Annotated in this window: 20 protein-coding genes and 1 pseudogene; 12 read left to right on the forward strand and 9 right to left on the reverse strand. The window is 54.9% G+C overall.

The annotated features are described in order from the left end of the window. Positions 1-86: 86 nt before the first annotated feature. Entirely contained in the window at positions 87-1007 is a 921-nt protein-coding gene (locus STH12_RS08380; RefSeq protein WP_126167129.1) for a bifunctional methionine sulfoxide reductase B/A protein, read from the reverse strand. A 200-nt stretch (positions 1008-1207) separates the two neighbouring features. Between STH12_RS08380 and STH12_RS08385 the strand changes: the two genes are divergently transcribed. Further along, the gene (locus STH12_RS08385; protein ID WP_126167130.1) at positions 1208-2047 is read left to right on the forward strand and encodes an isopenicillin N synthase family dioxygenase; all 840 of its coding nucleotides are present in this window, start codon (positions 1208-1210) and stop codon (positions 2045-2047) included. 104 nt (positions 2048-2151) lie between these two features. Then, positions 2152-3096 carry a ribosome biogenesis GTPase YlqF gene (ylqF, locus tag STH12_RS08390; RefSeq protein WP_126167131.1) on the forward strand — a complete coding sequence of 315 codons (945 nt, stop codon included), beginning with the start codon at positions 2152-2154 and terminating at the stop codon, positions 3094-3096. 95 nt (positions 3097-3191) lie between these two features. Here ylqF and STH12_RS08395 read toward each other — a convergent pair whose 3' ends face one another. Together STH12_RS08395 and STH12_RS08400 are read right to left on the reverse strand one after the other, a co-directional pair. Continuing rightward, on the reverse strand, positions 3192-3668 hold the full coding sequence (locus tag STH12_RS08395) for a low molecular weight protein-tyrosine-phosphatase (RefSeq protein ID WP_126167132.1): 477 nt from the start codon (positions 3666-3668) through the stop codon (positions 3192-3194). Positions 3669-3704: 36 nt separating this feature from the next. Beyond that, positions 3705-4565, reverse strand: coding sequence for a DNA ligase (locus STH12_RS08400; protein ID WP_164551168.1), 861 nt, complete (start codon positions 4563-4565; stop codon positions 3705-3707). Positions 4566-4861: 296 nt separating this feature from the next. Here STH12_RS08400 and STH12_RS08405 point away from each other — a divergent pair, with 296 nt between their 5' ends. Beyond that, positions 4862-5233 carry a diacylglycerol kinase gene (locus tag STH12_RS08405; protein ID WP_126167134.1) on the forward strand — a complete coding sequence of 124 codons (372 nt, stop codon included), beginning with the start codon at positions 4862-4864 and terminating at the stop codon, positions 5231-5233. Positions 5234-5237: 4 nt separating this feature from the next. Here the strand turns inward: STH12_RS08405 and hdfR are convergent, their stop codons facing one another. Beyond that, positions 5238-6122, reverse strand: coding sequence for an HTH-type transcriptional regulator HdfR (gene hdfR, locus STH12_RS08410; protein WP_126167135.1), 885 nt, complete (start codon positions 6120-6122; stop codon positions 5238-5240). Between the two features lie 135 nt (positions 6123-6257). On the opposite strand from hdfR, the gene STH12_RS08415 reads away from it, so the two are divergent. The 4 genes from STH12_RS08415 to STH12_RS08430 all read left to right on the forward strand — a co-directional run bounded on the left by STH12_RS08415 (position 6258) and on the right by STH12_RS08430 (position 9894). Beyond that, complete coding sequence (locus STH12_RS08415) at positions 6258-6695, forward strand: MaoP family protein (RefSeq protein WP_126167136.1); 438 nt, start codon at positions 6258-6260, stop codon at positions 6693-6695. A gap of 20 nt (positions 6696-6715) precedes the next feature. Then, on the forward strand, positions 6716-7645 hold the full coding sequence (locus STH12_RS08420) for an ATP-grasp domain-containing protein (RefSeq protein WP_126167137.1): 930 nt from the start codon (positions 6716-6718) through the stop codon (positions 7643-7645). A 203-nt stretch (positions 7646-7848) separates the two neighbouring features. Beyond that, positions 7849-8709, forward strand: coding sequence for a hypothetical protein (locus tag STH12_RS08425; protein WP_126167138.1), 861 nt, complete (start codon positions 7849-7851; stop codon positions 8707-8709). A 129-nt stretch (positions 8710-8838) separates the two neighbouring features. Continuing rightward, entirely contained in the window at positions 8839-9894 is a 1056-nt protein-coding gene (locus STH12_RS08430; RefSeq protein WP_126167139.1) for a GGDEF domain-containing protein, read from the forward strand. 23 nt (positions 9895-9917) lie between these two features. Here STH12_RS08430 and STH12_RS08435 read toward each other — a convergent pair whose 3' ends face one another. The 3 genes from STH12_RS08435 to pdsO all read right to left on the reverse strand — a co-directional run bounded on the left by STH12_RS08435 (position 9918) and on the right by pdsO (position 13559). After that, a complete protein-coding gene (locus STH12_RS08435) occupies positions 9918-10571 on the reverse strand; it encodes a class GN sortase (RefSeq protein WP_237158795.1) in 654 nt (217 codons plus the stop codon). Then, positions 10558-12729: a marine proteobacterial sortase target protein gene (locus tag STH12_RS08440; RefSeq protein ID WP_126167140.1), complete on the reverse strand. Its 2172-nt coding sequence runs from the start codon at positions 12727-12729 to the stop codon at positions 10558-10560. Before STH12_RS08440 ends, STH12_RS08435 begins: the two co-directional genes overlap by 14 nt. A 101-nt stretch (positions 12730-12830) precedes the next feature. After that, positions 12831-13559, reverse strand: coding sequence for a sortase-associated OmpA-like protein PdsO (gene pdsO, locus STH12_RS08445; RefSeq protein WP_126167141.1), 729 nt, complete (start codon positions 13557-13559; stop codon positions 12831-12833). Between the two features lie 234 nt (positions 13560-13793). Between pdsO and pdsR the strand changes: the two genes are divergently transcribed. The 4 genes from pdsR to STH12_RS08465 all read left to right on the forward strand — a co-directional run bounded on the left by pdsR (position 13794) and on the right by STH12_RS08465 (position 19064). Next, positions 13794-14486, forward strand: coding sequence for a proteobacterial dedicated sortase system response regulator (gene pdsR / locus STH12_RS08450; RefSeq protein WP_126167142.1), 693 nt, complete (start codon positions 13794-13796; stop codon positions 14484-14486). Continuing rightward, a complete protein-coding gene (pdsS, locus tag STH12_RS08455) occupies positions 14486-16636 on the forward strand; it encodes a proteobacterial dedicated sortase system histidine kinase (protein WP_126167143.1) in 2151 nt (716 codons plus the stop codon). The genes pdsR and pdsS overlap by 1 nt, the downstream gene beginning before the upstream one ends. 336 nt (positions 16637-16972) lie before the next feature. Then, positions 16973-18169, forward strand: coding sequence for a cystathionine beta-lyase (locus STH12_RS08460; RefSeq protein WP_126167144.1), 1197 nt, complete (start codon positions 16973-16975; stop codon positions 18167-18169). Between the two features lie 154 nt (positions 18170-18323). After that, entirely contained in the window at positions 18324-19064 is a 741-nt protein-coding gene (locus STH12_RS08465) for a carbonic anhydrase (protein WP_126167145.1), read from the forward strand. A gap of 121 nt (positions 19065-19185) precedes the next feature. Here the strand turns inward: STH12_RS08465 and STH12_RS08470 are convergent, their stop codons facing one another. Together STH12_RS08470 and yegD are read right to left on the reverse strand one after the other, a co-directional pair. Further along, positions 19186-19728, reverse strand: a complete 543-nt coding sequence (locus tag STH12_RS08470; protein WP_237158798.1) for a CreA family protein — start codon at positions 19726-19728, stop codon at positions 19186-19188. A gap of 63 nt (positions 19729-19791) precedes the next feature. Further along, positions 19792-21153, reverse strand: a complete 1362-nt coding sequence (gene yegD / locus STH12_RS08475) for a molecular chaperone (protein WP_126167146.1) — start codon at positions 21151-21153, stop codon at positions 19792-19794. A gap of 285 nt (positions 21154-21438) precedes the next feature. Here yegD and ppk1 point away from each other — a divergent pair. Beyond that, positions 21439-23577: pseudogene (ppk1, locus tag STH12_RS08480) on the forward strand (polyphosphate kinase 1); the annotation flags it as partial. Positions 23578-23613: the final 36 nt, after the last annotated feature.

Here is a 23613-nt window from a genome sequence, read left to right on the forward strand (position 1 = left end):
TTTACTCCCAATGAAAAAGCGGCCCGAAGGCCGCTTTTTTGTTTTTGCTTTTGTTTTTGTTCAAGGCTGACAGCGCAGCGAGGCGGCTATTTAAGCAGTGACGCGAACGCCTTCTTAAACTTCTCCACCTTGGGCTTGACCACCAAAGCGCAGTACCTTTGCTCGCCGTTACGGGCAAAGTAGTCGTGGTGATAATCCTCAGCGGGATAAAACTCATCGAAGGCAACCACTTCGGTGACAATCGGATCGCTGAACGCGCCTGCGTCCGTCAGCGCCTTAATAGCCTTGGCTGCCGCCTCTGCCTGAGCTTCATTGTGGGCAAATACCACAGACCGGTATTGGGTACCCACATCATTGCCCTGACGATTCAGCGTGGTTGGGTCATGGCTTTGGAAGAAGACTTCCAGCAGCGTCTCAAAGCTCACAAGCTCGGGCTGATACTCAATATGCACCACTTCCGCATGGCCAGTACCACCCCCGCACACTTTCTTATAATCGGCATCGGCGGCATTGCCACCGGCATAGCCCGGCTTAACACTGATAACGCCATTCAGGGCCGAGAAGATAGCTTCCACACACCAAAAGCAGCCAGCTCCAAAGGTGGTAAAAGCAGAGTTTGTGTTATTCATGGCATCGTCTCCTTTCTCTGACTCTTCGCGGCTTTTAAACACCATGGATACCGAGTTGACGCAGTGGCGCAGGTTTTTCTCGGTCAGGTATTCGCCTTCAAATACGTGCCCCAAATGGCCGCCACAGCCGGAGCAGACAATTTCAGTACGCCTGCCGTCAGCATCCATATGACGGGTTACCGCGCCCGGGATTTCATCATCAAACGCAGGCCAGCCGCAGTGTGCCGGGAACTTATGCTCAGACAGGTACAGCGGAGCGTCACACTTCTTACAGCAATACACTCCCGGCGCATCGTGGCGATAATACTCGCCGCTGAAAGGCCGTTCTGTGCCCTTCTCTTCGATGACATATTTTTCAAAGTCGGTCAGTGTTCTCATGACAACTCCTCAGTTGTGGTTAACCCGGGCAAAAGACCTGCCGGGCCGCCAATTTATTTCATTGATGCGCTGTTGCTGGTTTATTGCCCCTTTGAGTCGGCAGAACGCCGTGCGAGCAAGATCACAAAATTTGCACCCGGACCATTCCTTCACTAGACTCTCGCCCGGGGTTAAACCAACAACAAAAAAGAAAACATATCATGAAATTGGAAACTATCGATTACCGCGCGCCCGACGCCGCGGCAAAATTTGTGGCCTCATTGCGGGAAACCGGCTTTGGTGTGCTCTCTAACCATCCTATCCAGCAGTCTCTGGTGGAAGACATCTACGCCCAGTGGTATGCCTTCTTCAAAGAAGGCGACAAGGACGCCTTCCTGTTCAAACCGGAAACTCAGGATGGCTTCTTCCCGGCTGAAGTCTCTGAAACCGCTAAGGGTCACAGCGTTAAAGACATCAAGGAGTACTACCACGTCTATCCCTGGGGTCGTATTCCTGACAGCCTGCGCGACAAGATCCTGGCCTACTACGATAACGCCAATGCCCTGGCGGCCGAGCTGCTGGGCTGGATTGAAGAGCACAGCCCGGACGATGTCAAAGCGCTGTTTAACGAGCCTTTGCCAAAGATGATTGAAAACAGTCATAAAACGCTGCTTCGTGTGCTGCACTACCCGCCGATGACCGGCAGTGAAGAGCCAGGCGCTATCCGCGCCGCTGCCCACGAAGATATCAACCTTATCACTGTGCTGCCTGCCGCCAACGAGCCAGGCTTGCAGGTGAAGGCAAAAGACGGTACCTGGCTTGATGTACCTTCTGATTTTGGCAACCTTATCATCAACATCGGTGATATGTTGCAGGAAGCTTCCGGCGGTTACTTCCCGTCAACCTCTCACCGGGTAATTAACCCTGAAGGCATGGATAAAACCAAGTCGCGGATTTCGCTGCCACTGTTCCTGCACCCGCGTCCGGATGTGGTGCTGTCTGAGCGCTATACCGCCGACAGCTACCTGATGGAGCGTCTGCGCGAGCTTGGCGTGATCTGAGTCTCCCAATAAGTAAAAAGCGTCCCTTGGACGCTTTTTTTGTGCCTTGGCGCCATAAGCGCTAGAATATGCGCCCCAAAGTTGCGGCAAACAGGATTTAAACGATGGCGATTCAATGGTATCCGGGACACATGCACAAGGCACAAAAAGAAATTGCCGAGGCCATGCCCCAGGTCGATTTGGTGATAGAGGTGCTGGACGCCCGCATTCCCTATTCCAGCGAAAACCCCATGGTTGCCAAACTTCGCGGTGACAAGCCCTGTATCAAGCTGCTGAATAAATGCGATCTTGCCGATCCGGCCACCACAGAAGCCTGGATAGCCCACCTTGAAAAAGAGCAAGGGGTGAAAGCCATGGCGGTGACCACCTTGCAGCCAGGGCACCTCAAAACCGTTATTCCAGAACTGGTTCGCAAACTGGTACCGGAGCGTGACCGCGCCGACAAAGACATCCGCACCATGATCATGGGGATCCCCAACGTGGGCAAGTCCACCATTATCAATACCCTGGCCGGCCGTGTGATTGCCAAAACCGGAAACGAGCCTGCAGTGACCAAAGCGCAGCAGCGCATCAACCTTAAAAACGGCATAGTGCTGTCGGACACCCCCGGCATTCTGTGGCCCAAGGTAGACAACGAGGCCAGCAGTTACCGTCTGGCGGTCACGGGCGCCATCAAAGATACCGCCATGGAATACGAGGACGTGGCGCTCTTTGCCGCCGCGTTTTTCCGTGATGCCTATCCAGAAGAGCTGAAAGAGCGTTACAAGCTCGATGAACTGTCGCAGGACGACGTTGAGCTGCTGGAAGACATTGGCCGCAAGCGGGGGGCGCTCAGAAGCGGTGGTTACGTGGATTTGCACAAGGCATCTGAGCTGCTGCTGCACGAGTTTCGAAGTGGCAAGCTGGGGCTGCTGACGCTGGAAACTCCGGAGATGGCAGAAGCCGAGAAGCTGGAAGTTGCCCGCATTCTTGCCGAAAAGGAAGCCGAGAAAAAGGCCAAGCAAGAAGCCGAGAAACTGCGCCGTTCAGGCAAGCGTCACAATAATTAATCTCGCTTACGCCGCTGGTTGAGCAAAAAGGGCCGAATGGCCCTTTTTGCTTGTTTGGCTTGCTTGTCTGGCTTACATCTTTGGCGTATTTGGGGCTAGAGCTTGCCGCTGCGAATGGCTTCAATCAGCCCATCGCTGCTTTGCTCAAGTAAATCCAACACAGTCTCAAAGCCGGATTTGCCGCCGTAGTAAGGGTCTGGCACTTCCTGGGTACTGGTTTTGCCAAAGGATAAAATCAGTCTTAGTTTAGCTTGGTGTTCTGCCGGGCAGCGGCTTTTCAAATCTTTCAGATTTTGCCTGTCCGCCGCCAGGATGAGGTCAAAACGAGAGAAATCCTCATCTGTCACCTGGCGCGCCCGCATCCCTGAAAAGTCATAGCCTCGCAGTTCGCCCGCTGCGACTGAACGAGGGTCCGGCGCTTCGCCCTGATGGTAGGCAATGGTGCCGGCCGAATCTATATCCAGCGCCAATCCTGCGCGCTCTGCCCGCTGCCTGAACACGGCTTCAGCCGATGGCGAACGGCAAATATTTCCCATACAGACAAACAACACTGACGCTATGCTGTTTTGCATGTTTTCTTTATACCTCGTTGAAATTTACGATTATTGTTATTCCGGCGGCCGTACACGCACAAAGCGTGCACCTTTGGGGATCCCCCGGGCACTGAGGCCCTGATATTGAAAGGTGACCCAGCTCCCTATCGCAGGTGGGTCACGGCGGGTAGCCAAATCAAAGCCGCTGCCCAAATAGAATTCACTGCCGTCTATGAGCCGCAGTTTCAGCGAGCCCATCAGGCCACTGAGCTCCCCCTGGCCGGGCTTATAGCCTATCACTTCGCCCTCGGCATCGTTAAGGGGTTTAAGTTTGATAAGCAAAGAATTTCTGCCATCACGGTAATGGGCATCTTCCCGATGAAGCATAAGTCCCTCCGCTCCGGCCGCGACTTCTGTCTCGAAGAATGCGAGCAGCTCAGCCCGACGTTGAAACCGCTGCTGCGCAATTAACGCGATGTAAGGGCTGTTATTCGGCAAAACTCGCTGTAATCTGCTCAACCGCTCGGAAAAACTTATACCTTCCATGGGTGAATCAAACACCATAAACCGCAGTTCGCGCCAGTCCTGTTCTCGGCCCGACGAGCGCACTACGCCGCTGGTCCATTCAAACCGGCCCCTGCCGCCCCAAAGCTCACCATCGAGCACCAGATCGCTGGGAAAGTCGGCCACAAACCAGGCCGGCGCCGCAATCAGATTGCCATTTCGGGTCAGCAGCGCCTTGCCGGTCCATCGGCCACGAATACCATCAAGTTTCTCACTTACCCAATAACGCCCAAGCTCCTCCTCGGCGGGCAAGGGTAAAGACGACGCCAGTTGCAGCGGAGCCTGACTGGCAGCAGTAAGCGGACTTTCAGCCGCTGTGGCCATCGCCGTGTTTGAATAGAGCACGGCGAAGGTGAGCATTGCCCAGAGCATAACGGACGCATATGCCGCAGCCCTAAAGCATTCACCGTTAAAATGTAACAACGTGAAGAAAGCGTTTGCTGGCGTAAACCTTGTTTGAATGCCTCCTTGGCTACGGCTAAGGCAAGGATGTTTGCTGGGTTTCATGGCACCTCCCTGTGACTGTGTCCCACGCCAAGTATAGCTGCGCAAATTCGCCCTGCTGCGGCGCTGTTTTTCTTAACCCTGCTGCTTTATACTGGCGACTTTTTGTGGTCCGGTGTTTTTTCCGCCTTTGATGGGCGGCGCTGGCCAGACTCGGGGGAGATATGAAACCTGCCAATAATCATGGCGTAAAGCGCATCATTCGCGCGACAGGCTTTTCATTTAAGGGATTGAAGTCGGCATGGGTGCACGAAGCCGCCTTTCGTCAGGAGCTTATCCTGGCGTTGATCATGGTGCCATTTGCGCTGTGGGTTGATGTTAGCCTGATAGAAAAGCTGTTGATGATCCTGACGGTCTTTATTGTGCTTATCACTGAGCTGTTGAATTCAGCCGTGGAAGCCGTGGTTGACCGAATTGGGGATGAAATCCACCCCCTCTCCGGCCAGGCCAAGGACATCGCCTCGGCTGCGGTGTTTATGAGTCTTGCCCTGTGCGCCATCGTTTGGGCACTGGTGCTGCTGCCTTTGGTATTCTAACACCTCAGGAAGTCAGCGCCATATCCTCGTCGCTGAACTCGGTGTCGACATTCTGCGCCAAAAAGCCCACGGCTCGCTCAATTTGGGCGAGCCTGTCATTTTGGGCCCAGTAAACCACATACACGTTACGCTGAATCGAGCGTGCGCCGCTTACCCGGTGCAGTTCACCCTTCTCCAGCAGTGCCCGCACCATATGATCCGGTAAAAAGGCACTGCCGCCGTTATTGAGTACAAAATCCAGCGCTATTCGCGATGAACTGGTATGCAGCACCGGCAGCGGCAGCTCGCCAAACTCCTGAGCGTGGAGAATATTAAAGGCCGTGCCCCAATCCACCTTGATGTAATGCCGCTCCTGGCACGCTTTTAACGTCATCGGGCCTTCGCTGGTCACCAGATGCAGCTGCACCACACCAACACGGATCTGCTCGTAATCCTCCATTTTCGGCGGGTCGAACGAGATAGCCATATCCAAGGTGCGTTCCATCAACTGACGGGTCATCACGTTCTGCGGCAGTACTTCTGTTCTGAGCGCCACCCCGGGCAAGCCTTTGTGCAGCGACTGTAAATTCCCCTGCAAGAAGGCATCCCAGATATTGGGGCCAGCGCCTATGGTCAGCTGAGTTGATTGCAACCGGCTCAGCGACACATCCTGCTTGGCGCGCTCCCAGGCGGTGAGCACGGCTTCGGCATGATTCAGCATCCGCTCCCCTGCGGGAGTGGGCTGGATGTTATTGCGCTGACGCTCAAACAGCTCAACCCCAAGGATGGTTTCGAGCTGTTTTACCCGAAAACTCACCGCGCTGCGGGTCAGATAGAGATTCTCGGCGGCCTTGCCAAAATGCCGGGTACGTGAAACTTCCAAAAAGGTTTTCAGCAGATCTGTGTCCATAAAATTTCTTTGACCATCAAGACCAAAATTTTTTGATTCCTAAATCAAGGATACTCGCCAATACTCCAGTTGCAAATTATCCCACAGCTCGGGTAATAACCGCCATCAGCGTTTGTGTTTTGCAAGGAAAAGACAATGTCAGAACAGTTAGTTGCCAGCCAAAGCTACCAGGGACACCCTCAAGGCGCCCAGAGCAGCTTTCAAAGTAAAAAGCGCTTCTTTGACGATGCCAATTTTCCCAAGGGGTTTCGTCGCTGCGGTGATTTCACCAACAAAGAAGCAGAACTATTGGAAACCCACGGCGAAGCCATGAAAGCGCTGGCGGAAGGCAGCCGCCCGCCGGTCACCGCGGAGGAGGCCCAGTTTGTTGATGTTGTGCGCACTAATAAGGCTCCCAGTAGCTTACTGGAACAGATCTGGTTAAAGTATTGCAAACTGGCTCAGGGCAAACCCTTTTATGCTGTGGTTGGTACGGTTCACGCCGCTGCCAACGCGCCTGAGGCTGAAATTGAACTCGACGATATCGACGATGACGAGGTTTCTGATGATGAGGAACCCGAGGAAACACCATGAAGCTTGAGGCAAATACCTGAATGCGCGGCTGGATTTTATATAAGGAAACCGCGACTCAGCTCAAACCCGAACTGTATGAAATTGAACGTCTATTACAGGCTGCCAAGGCCGACAACATAGACCTGGAAGTTTATGCCCCGGATGAGTTTGATCTAACCGTCACCCGGGAAGACAACAAGAGTATCCTGCTCAACGGGCAACCTGTGGAGTTGCCCGATTTTATTATCCCCCGTATGGGCTCCGGCACCACCTACTTCGCGCTGGCGATTATCCGCCACCTCGAGCGTTTGGGGGTGTACTGCCTTAACTCCTCTCGGGCGATTGAAACGGTAAAAGATAAGCTGTTTTCCCAGCAGCTGCTGGCAGAAAAGAACCTGCCGACCCCAAAAACCATGTTGGTAAAATTCCCGGTGGACATTGAGCTGGTGCACAGCCACCTGGGTTTCCCCGTGGTGATTAAAACCTTGTCAGGCTCCCAGGGCAGCGGCGTGTTTTTATCCCACAAACCCCGTGAATTTGACGATTTGATGCAACTGATTGAGGCAACCAACAAGAACGCCAACATCATTTTGCAGGAATTTATCGCCAACAGTCATGGCCGGGATCTGCGGGTATTTACCATTGGTGGCCGGGTGGTGGGCTGCTTTGAGCGCCGCGCCGCCGAAGACAGCTTCAAAGCCAACGTCAGTGCCGGTGGCGCTGCACTGCCTTTTGAAGTGACGCCGGAAATCGAATGGCTTGCCACCCAAACCGCCAATATCCTCGACTTGGATGTGGCCGGGATTGACCTGCTGTTCGACAACGGTCACTACAAAATTTGTGAAGCCAACTCCTCCCCCGGATTTGAAGGGCTGGAGTCCTGCCTGCAGGTGGATATTGCCTCGCAAATACTGCACTTTATCCGCATTCGTTTGGGGATGTTCAACAAAGAAGACCCCAACGCAAAATAAGCCTAAAAGCACCCTTTCGGGTGCTTTTTTGTTCCCGGTCAAATTTATTCAAAAAATTGCAAACAAATATTTCACAAAATCGCACATTTATGGTTAAACTCCGGTACGGTAACGGGGTTAACCAACACCATGATTAACCAACAATCCGCTACCCGGGTAACAGCAAAACTATAACGATAAACATTGTATTTTCAGGAGCGACCATGCGGGCTTCGGCAACGCTACTGTGTATCGCACTGGCAGGATTCAGCCAGTGTTCGCTCGCCAAGGACATGACCATTAAGGTCGGTGGCTTCTACTCTCAGTCGGACTCCAGCATCGACGTTACCGATCCTATTGTCGGTGAAGACTTTCGTCTGGATTTTGAAAGCGACCTGCAGCTGGCCGAAAATCAGTTCCTGCCCTTCATTGAATTCGAATATACCCTCGGTAACCGCCACAACCTGTACCTGGATTGGAAACGCCTGCACCGCAGCGCCGAAACCACCGCGGTAGCCCGTCCGTTCCAGATCCAAATCGACGATACCGTTTACGAAGTGCGTGCCGGCGGCAAACTCGACACCACCCTGAATATCGACATTCTGCGTCTGGGTTATGGTTACGACGTGTTTGAAGGCAATGATTACACCCTGGGTGTCACTATTGGCCTGCACACCATGTTCATCAAAACCATGTTCGAAGGTGCTATTGGTGCCTGCCTGGCCACTGAGCTGAACGAAAACCTCTGTGGTCAGCGCCCTATTCCGCAAATTGTTGAAAATGACGTAACTGCGCCGCTGCCGGATATCGGCATTATCGGCCGCTATGAATTTTTCCCCGGCTGGGAATTTACCGGCCATGCCCAGTACTTCCAGATAAAACTGGACGATTTAAAAGGCTCACTCACCGACATCCGTGCCGGTGTCAGCGCCGATCTGGGTGACAGCTGGCAGTTGTCGCTGGCCTACAACTACTACAAAGTTGATGTGGACATCACCCAGTCAGCCCAGAATATCAAGGTCGCCGACTACAACATCTACTACAGTTTTGTCGGTCCAATGATTTCAGTCAGTTATAAGTTTTAATTGCTGAATATGTCATCTAAAGCACTCCCGGGAGTGCTTTTTTATTGCCAGAAACGGTGCTGGCAGTTGAATCAGCATCCAATAACGCTATGATTGAAATATTGTTTTATATTTCCGGCAGAACTCTCCATGTCTGACAAACCACAGACACCCGATGACGGCGCCCGGGTATTGATGCAAACTGCCGCAACCCGTCTGAAGAAAGCTGTGCCCTTGATGCTAAAGCATCAAATTCCCACAACACCGACCAATTATGCGCTCTGGTATGCCTATGTGGGTGAGCAGCAGCCCGCCCTGAATCAGGCGATGAACCAGGCCATCAGTCAGTACCAAACCTGCCCGCCGGTAACCTCAGAATTGCTATACCGAGAGCACATTGCCGATCCTATTGAGCTGGATGTGCGCGATATGCGCCAGAACCTTGAGGCGATGGCGAGCGACTTGGCCAGTCAGTTGCAGGATACCAACCTCGATGCCACTGAATTCCAGCAAAAAATCGACGCCAACTTCACCAAACTGAACCGCATCGAAAACGAAGGTTTCACCCTCGAGCAGGTACTGGTGTTGGTGCGCAGCCTGGTGAAGGAATCCGACGCCATCCGCGCTTCCACCAGCTATTTCACTGGCCAGCTATCCAAGGCGCAGCAGGAAATCGATGCGCTTAAAAGTCGGCTTGCCGCCAGCGAGCATGACATGCTCTACGATGCCCTCACAGGTTGCCTTAACCGCCGCGCCTTCGATACCGATCTGGCGGGGCTGCTATCACAGGCCCCCGACGGCACCTGCCTTATCATCTGCGACGTTGACCACTTCAAGGCGTTTAACGACAACTACGGCCACCAGCTTGGGGATCAGGTGCTGAAGCTTGTCGGCAAACGCCTGTGCGATGCCTGCCGCGATGGAGTGAAATGTTATCGTTACGGTGGCGAAGAGTTCGCCCTGCTGGTACCAGGGAGCAATTTGCGGATCGCCCGTCAGCTGGCTGAAGCCATTCGCCGCGGCGTTGAAAAGCTCACCCTGAAAGACCGGCGCCGGGACGCCCGCATCGATAATATCAGCGCCTCTTTTGGTGTTGCCCAGTGGCAGCCAAAGATGGACAGCCGCGCCCTGATTGAAGCTGCCGACAAGCTGATGTACGAAGCCAAAAGGCTGGGGCGCAACCGGGTCATGCCCATTTCCGGCTGACAGAGGTAGCGCCCGGCAACAGCCTAGCGGCCATGTCCCATACTGAGCACCATGGCTTTGGCGGCGATTTCAGGACGGCTCCAAAGCTCATCCGGCTCGGCCACCACCACAAAGCGCTTATCGGTTCTGTCACTCATCCCGAAGAAGGGAAAACAGGTGATAAGCGTAAGCCGGTCAGATATTTGCTCCAATACCGACAACTCGTTTTCATGTACCACCGAGGTGTATTTCACCCGGTATTGATGCCGCTCGCCCTGCATGTCTTCGAGCCACAACTCATCCCCCGGCGACACCTTTCGCAAAATCGCGAAGTGGGTGTCCCTGTGGCCGGCAATCACCGTATTGCCTCCATCACCCGGCACAGCAGTGTTTTCAAGCCAGGTGGGCGCAAACGCGAGGTTACGACCACTGGCGCCCGCCAGAATGTAGAAGCTTTCACGCTCACCGCTTTGGCGCCGCAGCTCAAGCCGGGCAATGGGATGGGTATCTGCCCAGCTCCAGGGTTTGTGGGGCAAGCCATCACGGCGGCTTTGCTCCCAGGCATCGGCAATCAGGTATTGGGCTAAAAAGGCTTTGGCTTGCATATATCCTCCGGATCCCAGCAGTAACAGTCCCATCGCGGCGAGCCAGTAAGGCCAGCGGCGCTTTTTGCGTGCACTGAATTTAAATTGCGTCACGGCGTCTCCCCCAAATGCTCAGGCGACCGGGTTTATTGGGGCCGCCGAGGGTCCCCAGCAATGCCAACAACAGGCACAAGACGCCCGCCAACAGGTAGCCAAGGCTTGAAGTAGCCGTTTGCGGCAAGCGGCCACCCTGCCAGCCATGGGGCGTGGCTTCTGCCAAACGCACGTTTCGGGCATTGCCGTCGGTCACAGGAGTTTTATCCACCGCCACCAAACTGGTGTGGGCGGTCACCAGATGGTATTCAAGCCCCAGGGCCACAGTGGCATCGCGGCGAGCGTCATTTGTCATCGCATCTGCAGCAAGGGCATCGACGCGGGCCTTGGCGTAAGTTAAATCCAGACCACTGGCGGCGGGCACCTGTTTGGGGCTCAGGGTTCGCTCCCAGGGCTGACCGTCGGTATTCCCACGAACAATCAGCGGCATCAGCTCGCCCGGGGCCGCTTTGAGGCTCAACATCAGGGCTTCACCGGCATAGAGGTCGCTGAGCTTTTGCGGAAATCCCTTCACTTCCCGGCCATCCTGCCAGGTCACGGTCAGATTGCTGATGACCGGGTGTTCGATTCGGCCAAGCAACCCGCTCATCTTGTCGCTCACCTCACCGCCGTGGCCGATAAAGGTGAAGGTGCCCCGGCCCGCCATGGCAGCGCGGGTCATGAAATACCCATTTGGCGCCGAGCCAATGGCCACAGGGAACAGACGCGAGTGCCCCAGGCGGCGCTCAATCAGCGCAAACAGCGCATCTTCGCCATTCACGGCACCGTCGGTGATAAACAGCACCTGGCGTAGACGCCCGCTTTCATCTGCCTCACGGCCATCCAGCGCAAGCTCCAGCGCCTGGGCCATTTCAGTGCCGCCATTTGCCTCAAGCCCGCGGACAAACTGCTGTGCCATGCCAAGGTTTACCGCACTGGCCGGGCGCGCCACCGACCAAAGCGGCCGGGCTGAGTTAGAAAAGGCGATAATATTGAAGCTGTCTTCGGGCCTCAGACCACCCAGCGCATGCAGCAGCGCACTGCGTGCCTGAGTCATGGAGTCCCCCGTCATCGAGCCTGAGGTGTCTATCACCAAAATCAGCTCTCTTGGCAGCCGCGCCGCCATGGCGGGCTGCGGCGGCATAAAAGCAACCAATCCATGGCTTATATCTTCCTGAGCCTCTGCCGGGTAGCTGTAGCCCCGCTGCACCAGAAAATCCGCCACTGCCGAGCTGCCTTCATTAACGCTCCAACTGAGCACCATATCCCGGTCGGCGTCAGCGTCCGGGCACAGCGACAGCTGCCAGCCGCCTTCACGAAAGCTTTGTTCACACAGGCTATGGCTCGGACTATCGATCTGCCCCAGATTAAAACCGAGGATACTGGCGTTAAGCGCAACCTTGGGCATGGCAACCCGGGCAAGCTCGGGCTGGGCAGACTCCTGCGGCCAAAAGCCATTTGGCGTATCGCGCGCCGGGGCGCTGTCAGGATGTAAGCGCCTAGGTGTGACATCCTGCGAGTTCGTGGCAACAGAGGCGCCATAACGGGGCGTTTGTGCGGTGGGGATCCGCAGTTCGAGTCGCCCTTCCCTGGGCTTGAGCACCTCTTGATAATCTATGCTCACAGTGAGGGTTTCACCGGGCAGAAAATTGGCGATGCGGGTCGTGAACAGGTTACTTTCGCTGTGACTGACCAGACTCGCCCGCTTTCCCTGCTGCCTTGCCTGGTTAAAGGTGCGCTCGGCAGCACGCTTCTCCTGAATATCCCCCTCCAGAATACGCTCGCCAATCGCCAGACGCATACCGCTCACCGCCGCATTGGGTGGCAATGCAAAACGGTAGCTGCCATTAATGGGCTCACCGCTTTGATTCACAAAGGTTTGTGACAGGGTTACCCGGCTGACAAAGGCGCTGACTTTAAGGTCAACATTGGTGGAGAGCGCCAGCTGCGCCGCTTCCTTTCCCCCTTGCTCGAACACCAGCTCGCCGCCCTGGCCCGGTACAGGCCGTGTTGCCACAGCCGGGGAAACATAACCCTGACCTATGCCGATAATCTCGCCGCCAGCCGCTTGTGCGGCTGTGGTGGACTGACTTGCGCTGCCAAAAGTTGTAAACCCCAGTGCGAGAGTACAAATGCTCGCCCGGATCCCTGCGGCCGCTCCGCGTTTTACCATATTCATCCTGCTTTCCTGTGCTTGGCTGCCAGCTGGCTGGCACTGCCTGTGGGGCTCGCCCGTTAACACCTTGGTTTAACGGGCGGGGTTGTTGGCTTACTGCCTCATCAGTTGCTTTGATTGGCCGCCATGGACGCAGCGCCGGGGACCAGCTCCAGGGTGACGCGTCTGTCGAAGAAGTCCGTTTCGAAGCTGCCATCACTGTTTAATGGATTGGTTGCGCCGAAGGCCTGGCCCTGCAAGCGGCTTGAGTCAACGCCCTGCTGTTCAAGGAAGGCAATCACATTGGCAAGACGCTGCTCAGACAGGGCCTGGTTGTAGTCGCTGTCGCCGCGGCGGTCGGCAAAGCCTTTAAGGTCGATGGACAGACCTGGGTCGGCATCCATCACCTTGGCCACAGCCGTCAGCTGGGATTGGAAGTGGGGCTCAATTTCCGATGAGCCGGTTTTGAACTGCACGTTAAGGCCGAGGGTAAGCTCAGTGAGCTTGGCTTCGCGGGCTGCATGGAGTGAGTTAAGCTGAGCCCGGGTCATGGCGTAATCACTTGCCAGCGCATCATAGTTGGCGCTGCGCTCCGCCAGGGTCTGGATTTGCTTGTCCTGCTCAGCAATTGCCGCCTGCTGCGACTTAATCTCTTCTTCATCGCCCACGGACTTACCGATAATGCCGCCGGCAAACGCACCAATAATGGCGCCTACCGGGCCGCCGACTGCTGCGCCAATCAGCGCCCCCGAACCCAGGCCCACCAGTTCTTCCTTGTGCTCACGTTCTTCGGCATAAGCAGCCGGGGTCATCAGCGTCAGGGCTACGAGGCTGGCAATCAGTTTGGTTTTCATAAGTCATCATTCCTTGTCTTTACCGCCGTAGCGGCCTGTTGTTGATGGACTTATTAAAACCCGGTCAAATGGCAACCGAAGGGAGCAAAAATGGCAGTTCAACTATCAATTGTGGCAACAAAATGGCAATCGCGCGGGCTCGCTTTCAATAGCGCTAAATTGCTGTATAGTCGGCCATAGATTGGATAACAGGCCCCCGGCATTCAGCGGTGGGCCGCAGTAATGAGCTTGAAAATGAAACGTATCGCCATTGTCGAAGATGAAGCCGCCATTCGCGAAAATTACAAGGATGTGCTGCAGTCACACGGCTATCAGGTACAGACCTTCGCCAACCGCCCCGACGCCATGGTTGCCTTTCAAACCCGCTTGCCGGATCTGGCCATTATCGACATTGGCCTTGAGGATGAAATCGACGGTGGTTTTACCCTGTGCCAGAGTTTACGTGCCATGTCTGCCACCTTGCCGATTATCTTTCTTACCGCCAGAGACAGCGACTTTGATACAGTGACCGGCCTGCGGCTTGGCGCCGACGATTATCTGTCCAAGGAAGTGAGCTTCCCACATTTGCTGGCAAGGCTTGCGGCGCTGTTTCGCCGCTGCGAGCAGCTGAGTGCCCCTTCTGAGCCGGAAAACCTGATGGTGCGCGGACCACTGACCATAGATGCCAACCGTATTCAGGTGTACTGGCAGGAGCGCCCGATCGAACTGACGGTCACCGAATTCTGGATGGTTCACGCGCTGGCGCGTCACCCCGGCCATGTACGCAGCCGCACCGAGCTGATGCAAGAGGCCAAAATCTATGTGGATGACAGCACCATCACCAGCCACGTAAAGCGCATTCGTAAAAAGTTTATTGCCGCCGATGCCGCCTTTGATTGCATAGATACCGTGTACGGCATGGGTTACCGCTGGGATAGTCAGGGCTGATGATAAGACTGCCGCTTGGCCTGCGCTCCAAGGTCATTATTCTTTCTGCGTTTTTGCTGTGCCTGCCCTGGCTTGGCTACCAATATGTGTGGGAAATGGAAAAGTACCTGCGCCACGGTCAGGAACGCACCCTGGAGGGCACCACCGCCGCGCTTGCCACTGCGCTGCACGAGCGGCCACGGCTGTTTGACAGCCAAAGCAGCTTCCTTGCCCAGGTTGAAAAACGCAAAGACCTTTACGCTCACCCGCTGTCGGGGCCAATTCAGCTGGACGGCAAACTGGATGACTGGGAGCCCTATCGGCACAAGACCATGCATTATGGCGCCGATATGCAGCTGCTGCCCCAGGCTACCAGCAAGCTCAGTTTCAACCATATGATTGGCCGCTACGGCAATTATCTGTATGCCTTTTTTGAAGTCACCGATCCGCATCCTGTGTACCGCGGCCGCAATAGCCTGAGGGTCGACAGAAACGATCATCTCGCCATTGCCACCCTGGATGGCGCCGGATTTTTCCACCGTTACGTGGTCTCAACCCAAAAAGATGGCTGGGTGAATGCCTTTGAGCTGCCTGCCGATGCGGCATTGAGCCTGCCGGCGTTACCCGAAGTGCGTATTCAGGGCCAATGGCACACTTCCGCCACCGGCTACAACATCGAGCTTAGGATCCCGCTGGAAATGCTTGGCGGCAAAATCAGTTTTGCGCTGCATGATGTCAACAATCCCCGAACTCGCGATATCGAAGGTATTACCGGCACCTCGGCCACAGATACCCCGGATAATTTGGGCACAGTGCTGGTGCCTTCTCCGGAGATCGAAGCAATTATCAAGGGGATGAGCCATAACAGCGCCCGTATATGGGTGGTGGATCGCCATGGCCGGGTGCTGGCACGCTCGGGTGATATCCGCAATGGCGACAGTGTCTGGACCCGCGCCATCGAAAACGACAAACCCGAAGGCATGCTGGAGCACTTTGTGCAGCAGTATCTTTACCCGCTTTACTACCGGGTGCTGACCAAGCCGCCAAAGGACTTTATCGATGGCCTGCAGGATTCCACCGAGCTTGAAGGCAGCCATATTCAGCGTGCGCTGAACGGTAACCCCGCCAGCACCTGGCGCCTTACCCCGGACAATAAGGCCGTGGTCCTCGCGGCGGCCAGCCCCATTTGGATTGACGATAAAGTAATGGGCGCCGTGGTGGCCGAAGAAACAACCCATGGTATTCGCACTCTGCGTAACAGAGCGCTGGAAAAACTCTTCAACGTGATTTTGACCATCATGAGCATGGGCACCCTGGCGCTGTTTTTCTTCGCATCCAATATTTCAAGCCGGATCAGGAATTTGCGCGATCAGGCCGACAGTGCCATTGATGCCCAGGGCCGGGTAAAAGCCAGCATAGTGCCATCCAAATCGCTGGATGAAATTGGCGATCTGTCACGCTCACTTTCCGGCATGGTGCAGCGGTTATCCCAGTACACCCAGTATCTGGAAAACATGTCCTCTCGCCTCGGCCATGAACTGAGAACGCCGGTCGCCGTGGTGCGCTCAAGTCTCGAGCACCTGTCGATGCAGCCGCTCGGGGAAGATAAGCAAAAATACGTTGAGCGGGCCCAGGAAGGAGTCAGTCGCCTGAGTCTTATTCTGGCCAATATGAGTGAAGCCACGCGGCTTGAGCAGTCGCTGTCCCAGGCCGAAGCCATCAGTTTCGATGCCTCGAGGGTTATCCGAGGCTGTGTGCAGGGCTATCAGCTCACCTATCCTCAAATCCGTATTCAGCTCAGTGAAGCTGACGGCAATTATCAGATGAAAGGCGTGCCCGAATATCTGGCGCAGCTGCTCGACAAGCTCTTTAGTAATGCACTGGAATTTATGGAAAAAGACTCGACCATCGAGATATCGCTTGGTCATAGTCAGCGGCAAATTAGCCTGAGTGTCGCCAACAAAGGCCCCTTGCTACCCGCGGACATGGCCGAGCGGATATTCGACTCAATGATCACCGTTCGCCCCGCGACTCAGGACAGCAAACCACACCTGGGCCTTGGGCTTTATATCGCAAGACTGATTGCCGATTTCCACGGCGGCAGCCTCAGCGGCAGTAACCAGCCCGCTGGTGATGGAGTAATTTTCACCTTGTTGCTGCCCCAGCACTGATGACATTGCTGATGATTGTCCGCGATTGCGGCAACACTAACTGCGGGCTAAACAGGACTACCGAAACAGCATTCCTGCATCTGTGGTAAGTTTTTGTGCAGCCTGACGACTTGCTGCATTGGGATATATGCTGAAGACAGATAGAAAATAGACAGAAACAGTCAGAAAAGAAGGGAAAACATCGGGAAAGAACAAGCAAAAACGCAGAGCGTAAGCCGGGGCTGCCGTGCCTTTGCAATCAGGCTTTGCTTTACCTTGATGCCTTCAATCACTCGCATTTAGCCATCTACATGGTAAGATGGCCAAATTATACGCCTTGAGGTACAGGATATACCTATGAGAGAGAAAAGCCTGAAAACCGCCACCAAGATTGTCAGCTTGGGCCGTGATAAAAAGTACAGCAAAGGGGTAATTAACCCGCCTGTGTTTCGCGCCTCCACCATAGTGTTCGACTCCCTCGAGGAGATGCGCTTTGCCGCCAGGAACAAGCACAATGGTGAGATGTTTTACGGCCGTCGCGGCACCCCTACCCACTTTGGTTTTCAGGCCGCCATTGCTGAGCTGGAAGGCGGTGCGGGCACGGCGCTCTACCCAAGCGGCGCCGCCGCCATTGCCGGCAGCCTGATGGCGTTTCTCAAGAGTGGCGATCACCTGCTGATGGTTGACAGCGCCTACGAGCCTACCCGGGATCTGTGCGATAAGGTGCTTAAAGGCTACGGCATCGAAACCACTTATTACGATCCGCTCATCGGTAAGGATATCGCCGCACTTATCCGCCCCAACACCAAGGTGCTGTTCCTCGAATCACCCGGCTCCATCACCATGGAAGTGCAGGATGTGCCAACCCTGGCGCGTATTGCCCACGAGCATGGCTTGATTGTGATGTTGGATAATACCTGGGCCTCACCTATCAATTCACGTCCGTTCGAGATGGGCGTGGATATTTCGATTCAGGCTGCCACCAAGTACATCGTTGGCCACTCGGACGTGATGATGGGCACGGCGACGGCCTCTGAACAGTACTGGGATCAGCTCCGTGAACACAGCTATCTGCTGGGGCAAACCACCTCGGCGGACGATGCTTATCTTGCCGCCCGGGGCCTGCGTACCCTGGGCGTACGTATGGCGCAGCACGAAAAGAATGCCCTTGCGGTTGCCAACTGGCTGCAAAGCCGTCCTGAAGTTGACCACCTGCGCCATCCGGCCTTCCCCAGCTGTCCGGGGCACGAGTTCTTCAAGCGCGATTTTTCCGCCAGCAATGGTCTGTTTTCCTTTGTGCTCAAAGAAGGCACTGCCGAGGCCATGACCGCCTTTGTGGAAGGCATGCACCACTTCAAAATGGGCTTTTCCTGGGGTGGTTATGAAAGCCTGATATTGTGGGTATCGGGGATCCAGAACATTCGCTCGGCCACCCGCTGGGATGCCAGCAAACCGCTTATCCGGGTGCATATCGGCCTTGAAGATCCCGAGGATTTGATAGCCGATCTCGAAGCCGGTTTCGCGCGCTACCACGAGGCGATGGCGGGCAAATAATCCAGCTGGCGTACGTTTATAACAAAAACCTCACTTTTGTGAGGTTTTTTTCTAAGTGAAACACTCACCCAAGGGAATTGTTAAGTTTCAGTTAATGATTGGACACTAGCTTAGCCGCGATCAGCAAAGACCACATTAATAAAAAGGAACTGACATGAGCATTTCATTCAACAAATCTGTGATTGCCGGCGCCCTGCTGGCGCTTGCCGGCACTGCGGTTGCCGGTGAAGGCCACTGGTCATACGAAGGCAAAGGAGCCCCTGAGCATTGGGGTTCACTGAAAAAAGAATTTGCCCTGTGTAAACAAGGCGTGAACCAAAGCCCAATCGACATTCGTGCCCAGGCCGATGCCGATTTGTCACCGCTGCAACTGGATTATCAGGGCAAGGTGGCATCTGTGATAAACAATGGCCACACCCTGCAGGCCAACTTTGGCACTGGCAACCAGCTCACCCTCGAAGGCCACAGCTTCGAGCTCAAGCAGGTGCACATGCACGCCCCCAGTGAAAACACCATCAATGGCAAGCAATACCCGCTTGAAGCTCACTTCGTGCACGCCGATGCCGATGGCCGTCTGGCGGTGATTGGTATCATGTTCGAAGAAGGCGCCTCAAACCCAGGCTTTGCCGCCCTCGCGCCTGCCTACCCCGCCAAAGCTTCTGACGCCGTGCCATTTGGCGCCGAGCTGTCGCCCAAGGCCTTCTTCCCACAGAGCCTGGATTACTTCCGTTTCAACGGCTCGCTGACCACGCCACCTTGCTCTGAAGGCGTGCGCTGGGTCGTGCTTAAGCAGGTACAAACCCTGTCTGCTGACGAGGTGAAGGCCTTCACCTCGGTGTATTCCAACAATGCCCGTCCGGTACAGCCGGTTAACGCCCGTATCGTAGTGGAATAATGCCTGTGAATGGCTGCGCAGCAGCTAATCGTCCGCTGCTGAGTGACAGTTTTACGGCTCAATAGCGAAAAGCCTGGCAATGCCGGGCTTTTTTATATGAAGGGAAACTGGCGCGCCAATTTCAGTTGGCCGCAGTTGCGGGCGCTTTTGCTGGCGAGCCTGACGATTTTTCTGACGCCTTGCCCTGAATCACGCCGGGCGCCTGCCAGGCGTCAGTGCCATACAGTGGCACCGTGGAGAGCGAATGCTTATGGCTGCCGGAGGTTTCCTTGGTCGAGTAAGACAAATACAGCAGGCTTTGGGAGTCTGCATCGTAAATCCGCCTCACTTTCAAGGTCTTGAACAGCACACTTAAGGAGCTTGAAAACACCACCTCACCACTTTTACTTTTATCAATCGCCGCAATTTGAGATGGCAGAATTGGCCCCGTCTGGCGGCAACTTATCGACATATCGGACGGGTCGGCAAGGGATAAATCCGCTTCAACCCGGCTGATATGGCAGGTTACGCCGGGCACCTTGGGATCTTTTCGCGCATCTATCACCACATCCTTGGTGGTAAAAAGCCCAAGGCTGACCTTACCCACATCATCACCGCAGCCGCCGATAAAGCCAGTGGTGAGCAGCAAGGCGACCGCGCTCAGTTGTTTCAGTGGATTTCCCATGGACTCGCTCCTTTTTTGTTCAGATTTACGCTGCGGCGTTAGCCCCATTTCAGTCAGCAAACGTCAGTCCGCAAAAATAACTGCTGCGCGGCGGGCAAGGCCCGAGGTTACTGAGCCAAAGTGGTCACCATATACCACAGGCACCTCAGGATACACAGCCGCAATGCGGCTTGCCACCGAAGGGCAACGGCTGCTGCCACCGGTAACATATATCACTTCCGGCGCGCCCTGGTCCCCCACAGCCGCCAGCATCAGGGCCTCAATCCGCCCCATCAGGGGAGAAATTGCCGCATCAAAGTCATCACGGCCGATATCGCTTGGGTCACCATCTGGGTGAATGACCTGGGTTTGAATCGCGTCACTTAAGGCAATTTTGCCAAGCTCTGCAGCCTTAACCAACTGATAATGCTGCTGATCGCGCCTAAGTTTTTCAAGCCGGGTCAGTGGCGCTGAGTCTTTGGCATCCTTTTTCAGCTCTTTGAGCAAGGTGGCGTAACCCAGGGAAAAGAACTCCCGCTGGGCGCCCACATCATTGATGGCCACCGCCTGCCAAAAGGTTTGCCGCGGCATAGGTTTACCGGTTAACAGCTCACTGCCGAGGCCATAGTGGGGCATCAAACATTCCATTGCCAGGGCAATATCCAAATCGTTACCACCGATCCGCTGGCCGCTGTGGCCCAGGCAATCGTCACTGCGATCGCTGATATCTCGGCGGCTTGGGCCCATTTGCACCAAGGAGCAGTCGGTAGTACCGCCGCCCACGTCCACCACCAGCACCCGGCTGTCGCCGTCGAGTTTGGCTTCATAGTCAAAAGCGGCCGCCAGAGGCTCAAACAAAAAGTGCACGTCTTTGAAGCCTGCGCGCCCCGCTGCTGTGCGTAAAATCCGCTCAGCCTGCTGATTGGCCGCATCGCCGCCAATGCCCTGAAAGTTAACCGGTCTGCCAATCACGGCGCGGCTTAAGGGCCCGGCTGCACCCAGCAGTTTATCGGCACGGGTTTTCACCTCGAGCATCATCAGGGTGACTATGTCTTCAAACAGCGCTTCCTGCTCGGCCCTGAGGCCCGTTGCACCCAAAAAGGATTTGGGTGAGCGCACGAAAAAGCCTTCTTCCGGGGTTTCTAGATAAGCGCTGAGCGCCGCCTCACCGATGAACACAGTGTCATCGCCAGCGAGTAAATCAAGCTCACTGCGCATCCGCCGGGCGCGGGCAAGTTCGGCGCTGCGATTGGCCGCAAGCTCGGTGGCTTTCTCTTTTGGCAACCTGGCCACTAAAGCCTCGGTGATGAAGCTGACATCCAGCGCATAGACCACGGACATCAGGTAGTCTGAGCCCTGATCGCCGATGGGCAGCATCTTTACACTGCCTTCCTCCCACAGCGCCAGAGCACAGTTGGCACTGCCATAGTCAAATCCTGCAAACACGGTAATTTCCCCGCCGGCGTTAAAAAGCCGGCCACGTTATCAAATTGGCGCCCGCCTTGAAAGCCTTTGGCGTAAAAGCCTTGATAGCGGCCACAGCCGCCGCACTTCATAAATCTGACACATTTTTGAAGTAATCTCAGTCAATAGAGTATACTTTTTCAATATTCACAATAACTTGGCGATGCTTTGCATTTACGGTGAACCACCGGTTTTCAAAGTCATAAGCGCCTGATATTGTGTGCCTATATCAGCCTGCCGGCTGCGTGCGCTCAAAGGAGTTTTCGAGTGTCTCCCAATACAGACAAGATGTTTATCGACAAGGAACTTTCCTGGCTGTCTTTCAATGAACGGGTGCTGCAGGAAGCCTGTGATCCCGACGTCCCCCTGGTAGAGCGCATTCGGTTTCTGGGGATCTTCTCCTCCAACATGGATGAATTTTTCCGGGTGCGGGTAGCCTCAGTCAGGCGTGGGATCTTACTGTCCAGCTTGCAGGAAGGCCGCAATAACAGTCGCCATTTGATGGCCAAAATTCAGACCCGGGTGCTGACGCTGCAGGAGCGCTTCGACACCATTTATGGCGAGCTGATGCGCGAGCTTATTCGCCGCAACATTCTGCTTATCAACGAATCCCAGCTGAGTGAATTTCACAGCCAGTGGCTGAAGGTACATTTTCGCGATCACCTTAAGCGCCATATCGCGCCACTGATCATCTCAAGTCACCGCTCTGTGGTAAAACACATTGCCGATAACGCCACCTATCTGGCGGTATGCCTGCACGCCAAAGACCGGCGTCAGTATGCGCTGGTGGAGGTGCCCACCAAAAATGTGCCACGCTTTGTTGAGTTGCCTGCAGAAAAATCGAAAGCTAAAAAGCATTTGATTTTGCTTGATAATATCATTCGCCACTGCCTTGATGACCTGTTCTCGCCCTTCTTTGAGTACGAAAGCATTGATGCCTTCTCGATGAAACTCACCCGCGATGCCGATTTCGATATCACCGATGAGTTGGATCAAAGTCAGCTGGAGAAGATGACCCGTGGCCTGAAAAAACGCCTGACCGCCGAGCCGGTGCGTCTGGTGTACGACCGGGATATGCCGGAACATATGCTGATGATGCTTAAGGAGCAATTGGGAATAAGCTCCACCGAGTGTCTGGTGCCCGGCGGCCGTTATCACAGTTTCAAAGACTTTATCGCCTTCCCCAATCCGGGGCGCAAGTATCTGGAAAATGACAAACTTCCCGCCCTCGACAGCGCCGGATTTGAGCGCTGTGGCAACAGCTTCGATGCCATTGCCAAGGGCGATATCATGCTCAATTACCCGTACCACAAGTTTTCACATTTTACCGAGCTTGTACGCCAGGCCGCCTTCGATCCGGCGGTAAAATTCATCAAAATCAACCTGTACCGGGTGGCCAAAAAGTCGCGGGTGATGCAATCCCTTATCGATGCGGTGAAAAACGGCAAGCAGGTAACGGCGGTGATTGAGCTTCGCGCCCGGTTCGATGAAGAGCACAATATCGAATGGACCCGCATTCTCGCCGAAGCCGGCGTCAAGGTGCACCACGGTATTCCCACCCTCAAGGTACACTCCAAACTCTGTTTGATTGGCCGTGAAGAACAGGGAGAAACCCGCCTCTATTGTCATGTGGGCTCGGGTAACTTCAACGAAGGCACCGCCAAGGTATACACCGACCTTTCGCTGTTTACCGCCAATCAGGAAATTGCCCGAGAAGTCGAGCAGGTATTTGATTTAATTGAGCATCCATACAGGCGAGACAACTTCTGCCATTTGATAGTGTCGCCCTTTGACGCCAGACAAAAACTGATTTCGCTGATTGATGATGAAATCCTCAACGCCCGCATGGGCGGCAAGGCCGCCATTACCCTCAAGCTCAATAACCTGGTGGACGAGCAGCTGATCGGCAAACTCTATGATGCCTCCATGGCCGGAGTGAAAATACGTCTGATCATTCGCGGCATGTGCTCGCTTATCCCCCACATCGATGGGATCAGCGACAACATCGAAGTCATCAGTATTGTCGACCGCTTCCTCGAACACTCGCGGGTGATGCAGTTCTATGCCGGTGGCGAAAATAAGCTGTTTTTGTGCTCCGCCGACTGGATGAGCCGCAATATCGACAGCCGAATAGAAGTGACCACTCCTATTTATGATCCGCGCCTCAAGCAGATGGTGATGGACTTACTGGCGTTGCAGCTGTCCGACAACACCAAGGCGCGTATCATCAACAAAGAGCAAAGCAATCCCTATCGCAATCGCGGAAATAAACGTAAAGTACGCTCCCAAATTGCGGTATATCAGTATCTTTGCCAGTACGAAAAACTTGAGCGGGCGCGCATCGCCGAGGAAGTTGCCAGGGAAATGGCCGAAGCACAGGCCAGAGCGGAAGAAGCTGCCAAAGCCGAGGAGCAGACAGGCCTTTCGGCTGGCGATGGTGGC

It is taken from the genome of Shewanella khirikhana (assembly GCF_003957745.1).
Classification (GTDB): domain Bacteria; phylum Pseudomonadota; class Gammaproteobacteria; order Enterobacterales; family Shewanellaceae; genus Shewanella; species Shewanella khirikhana.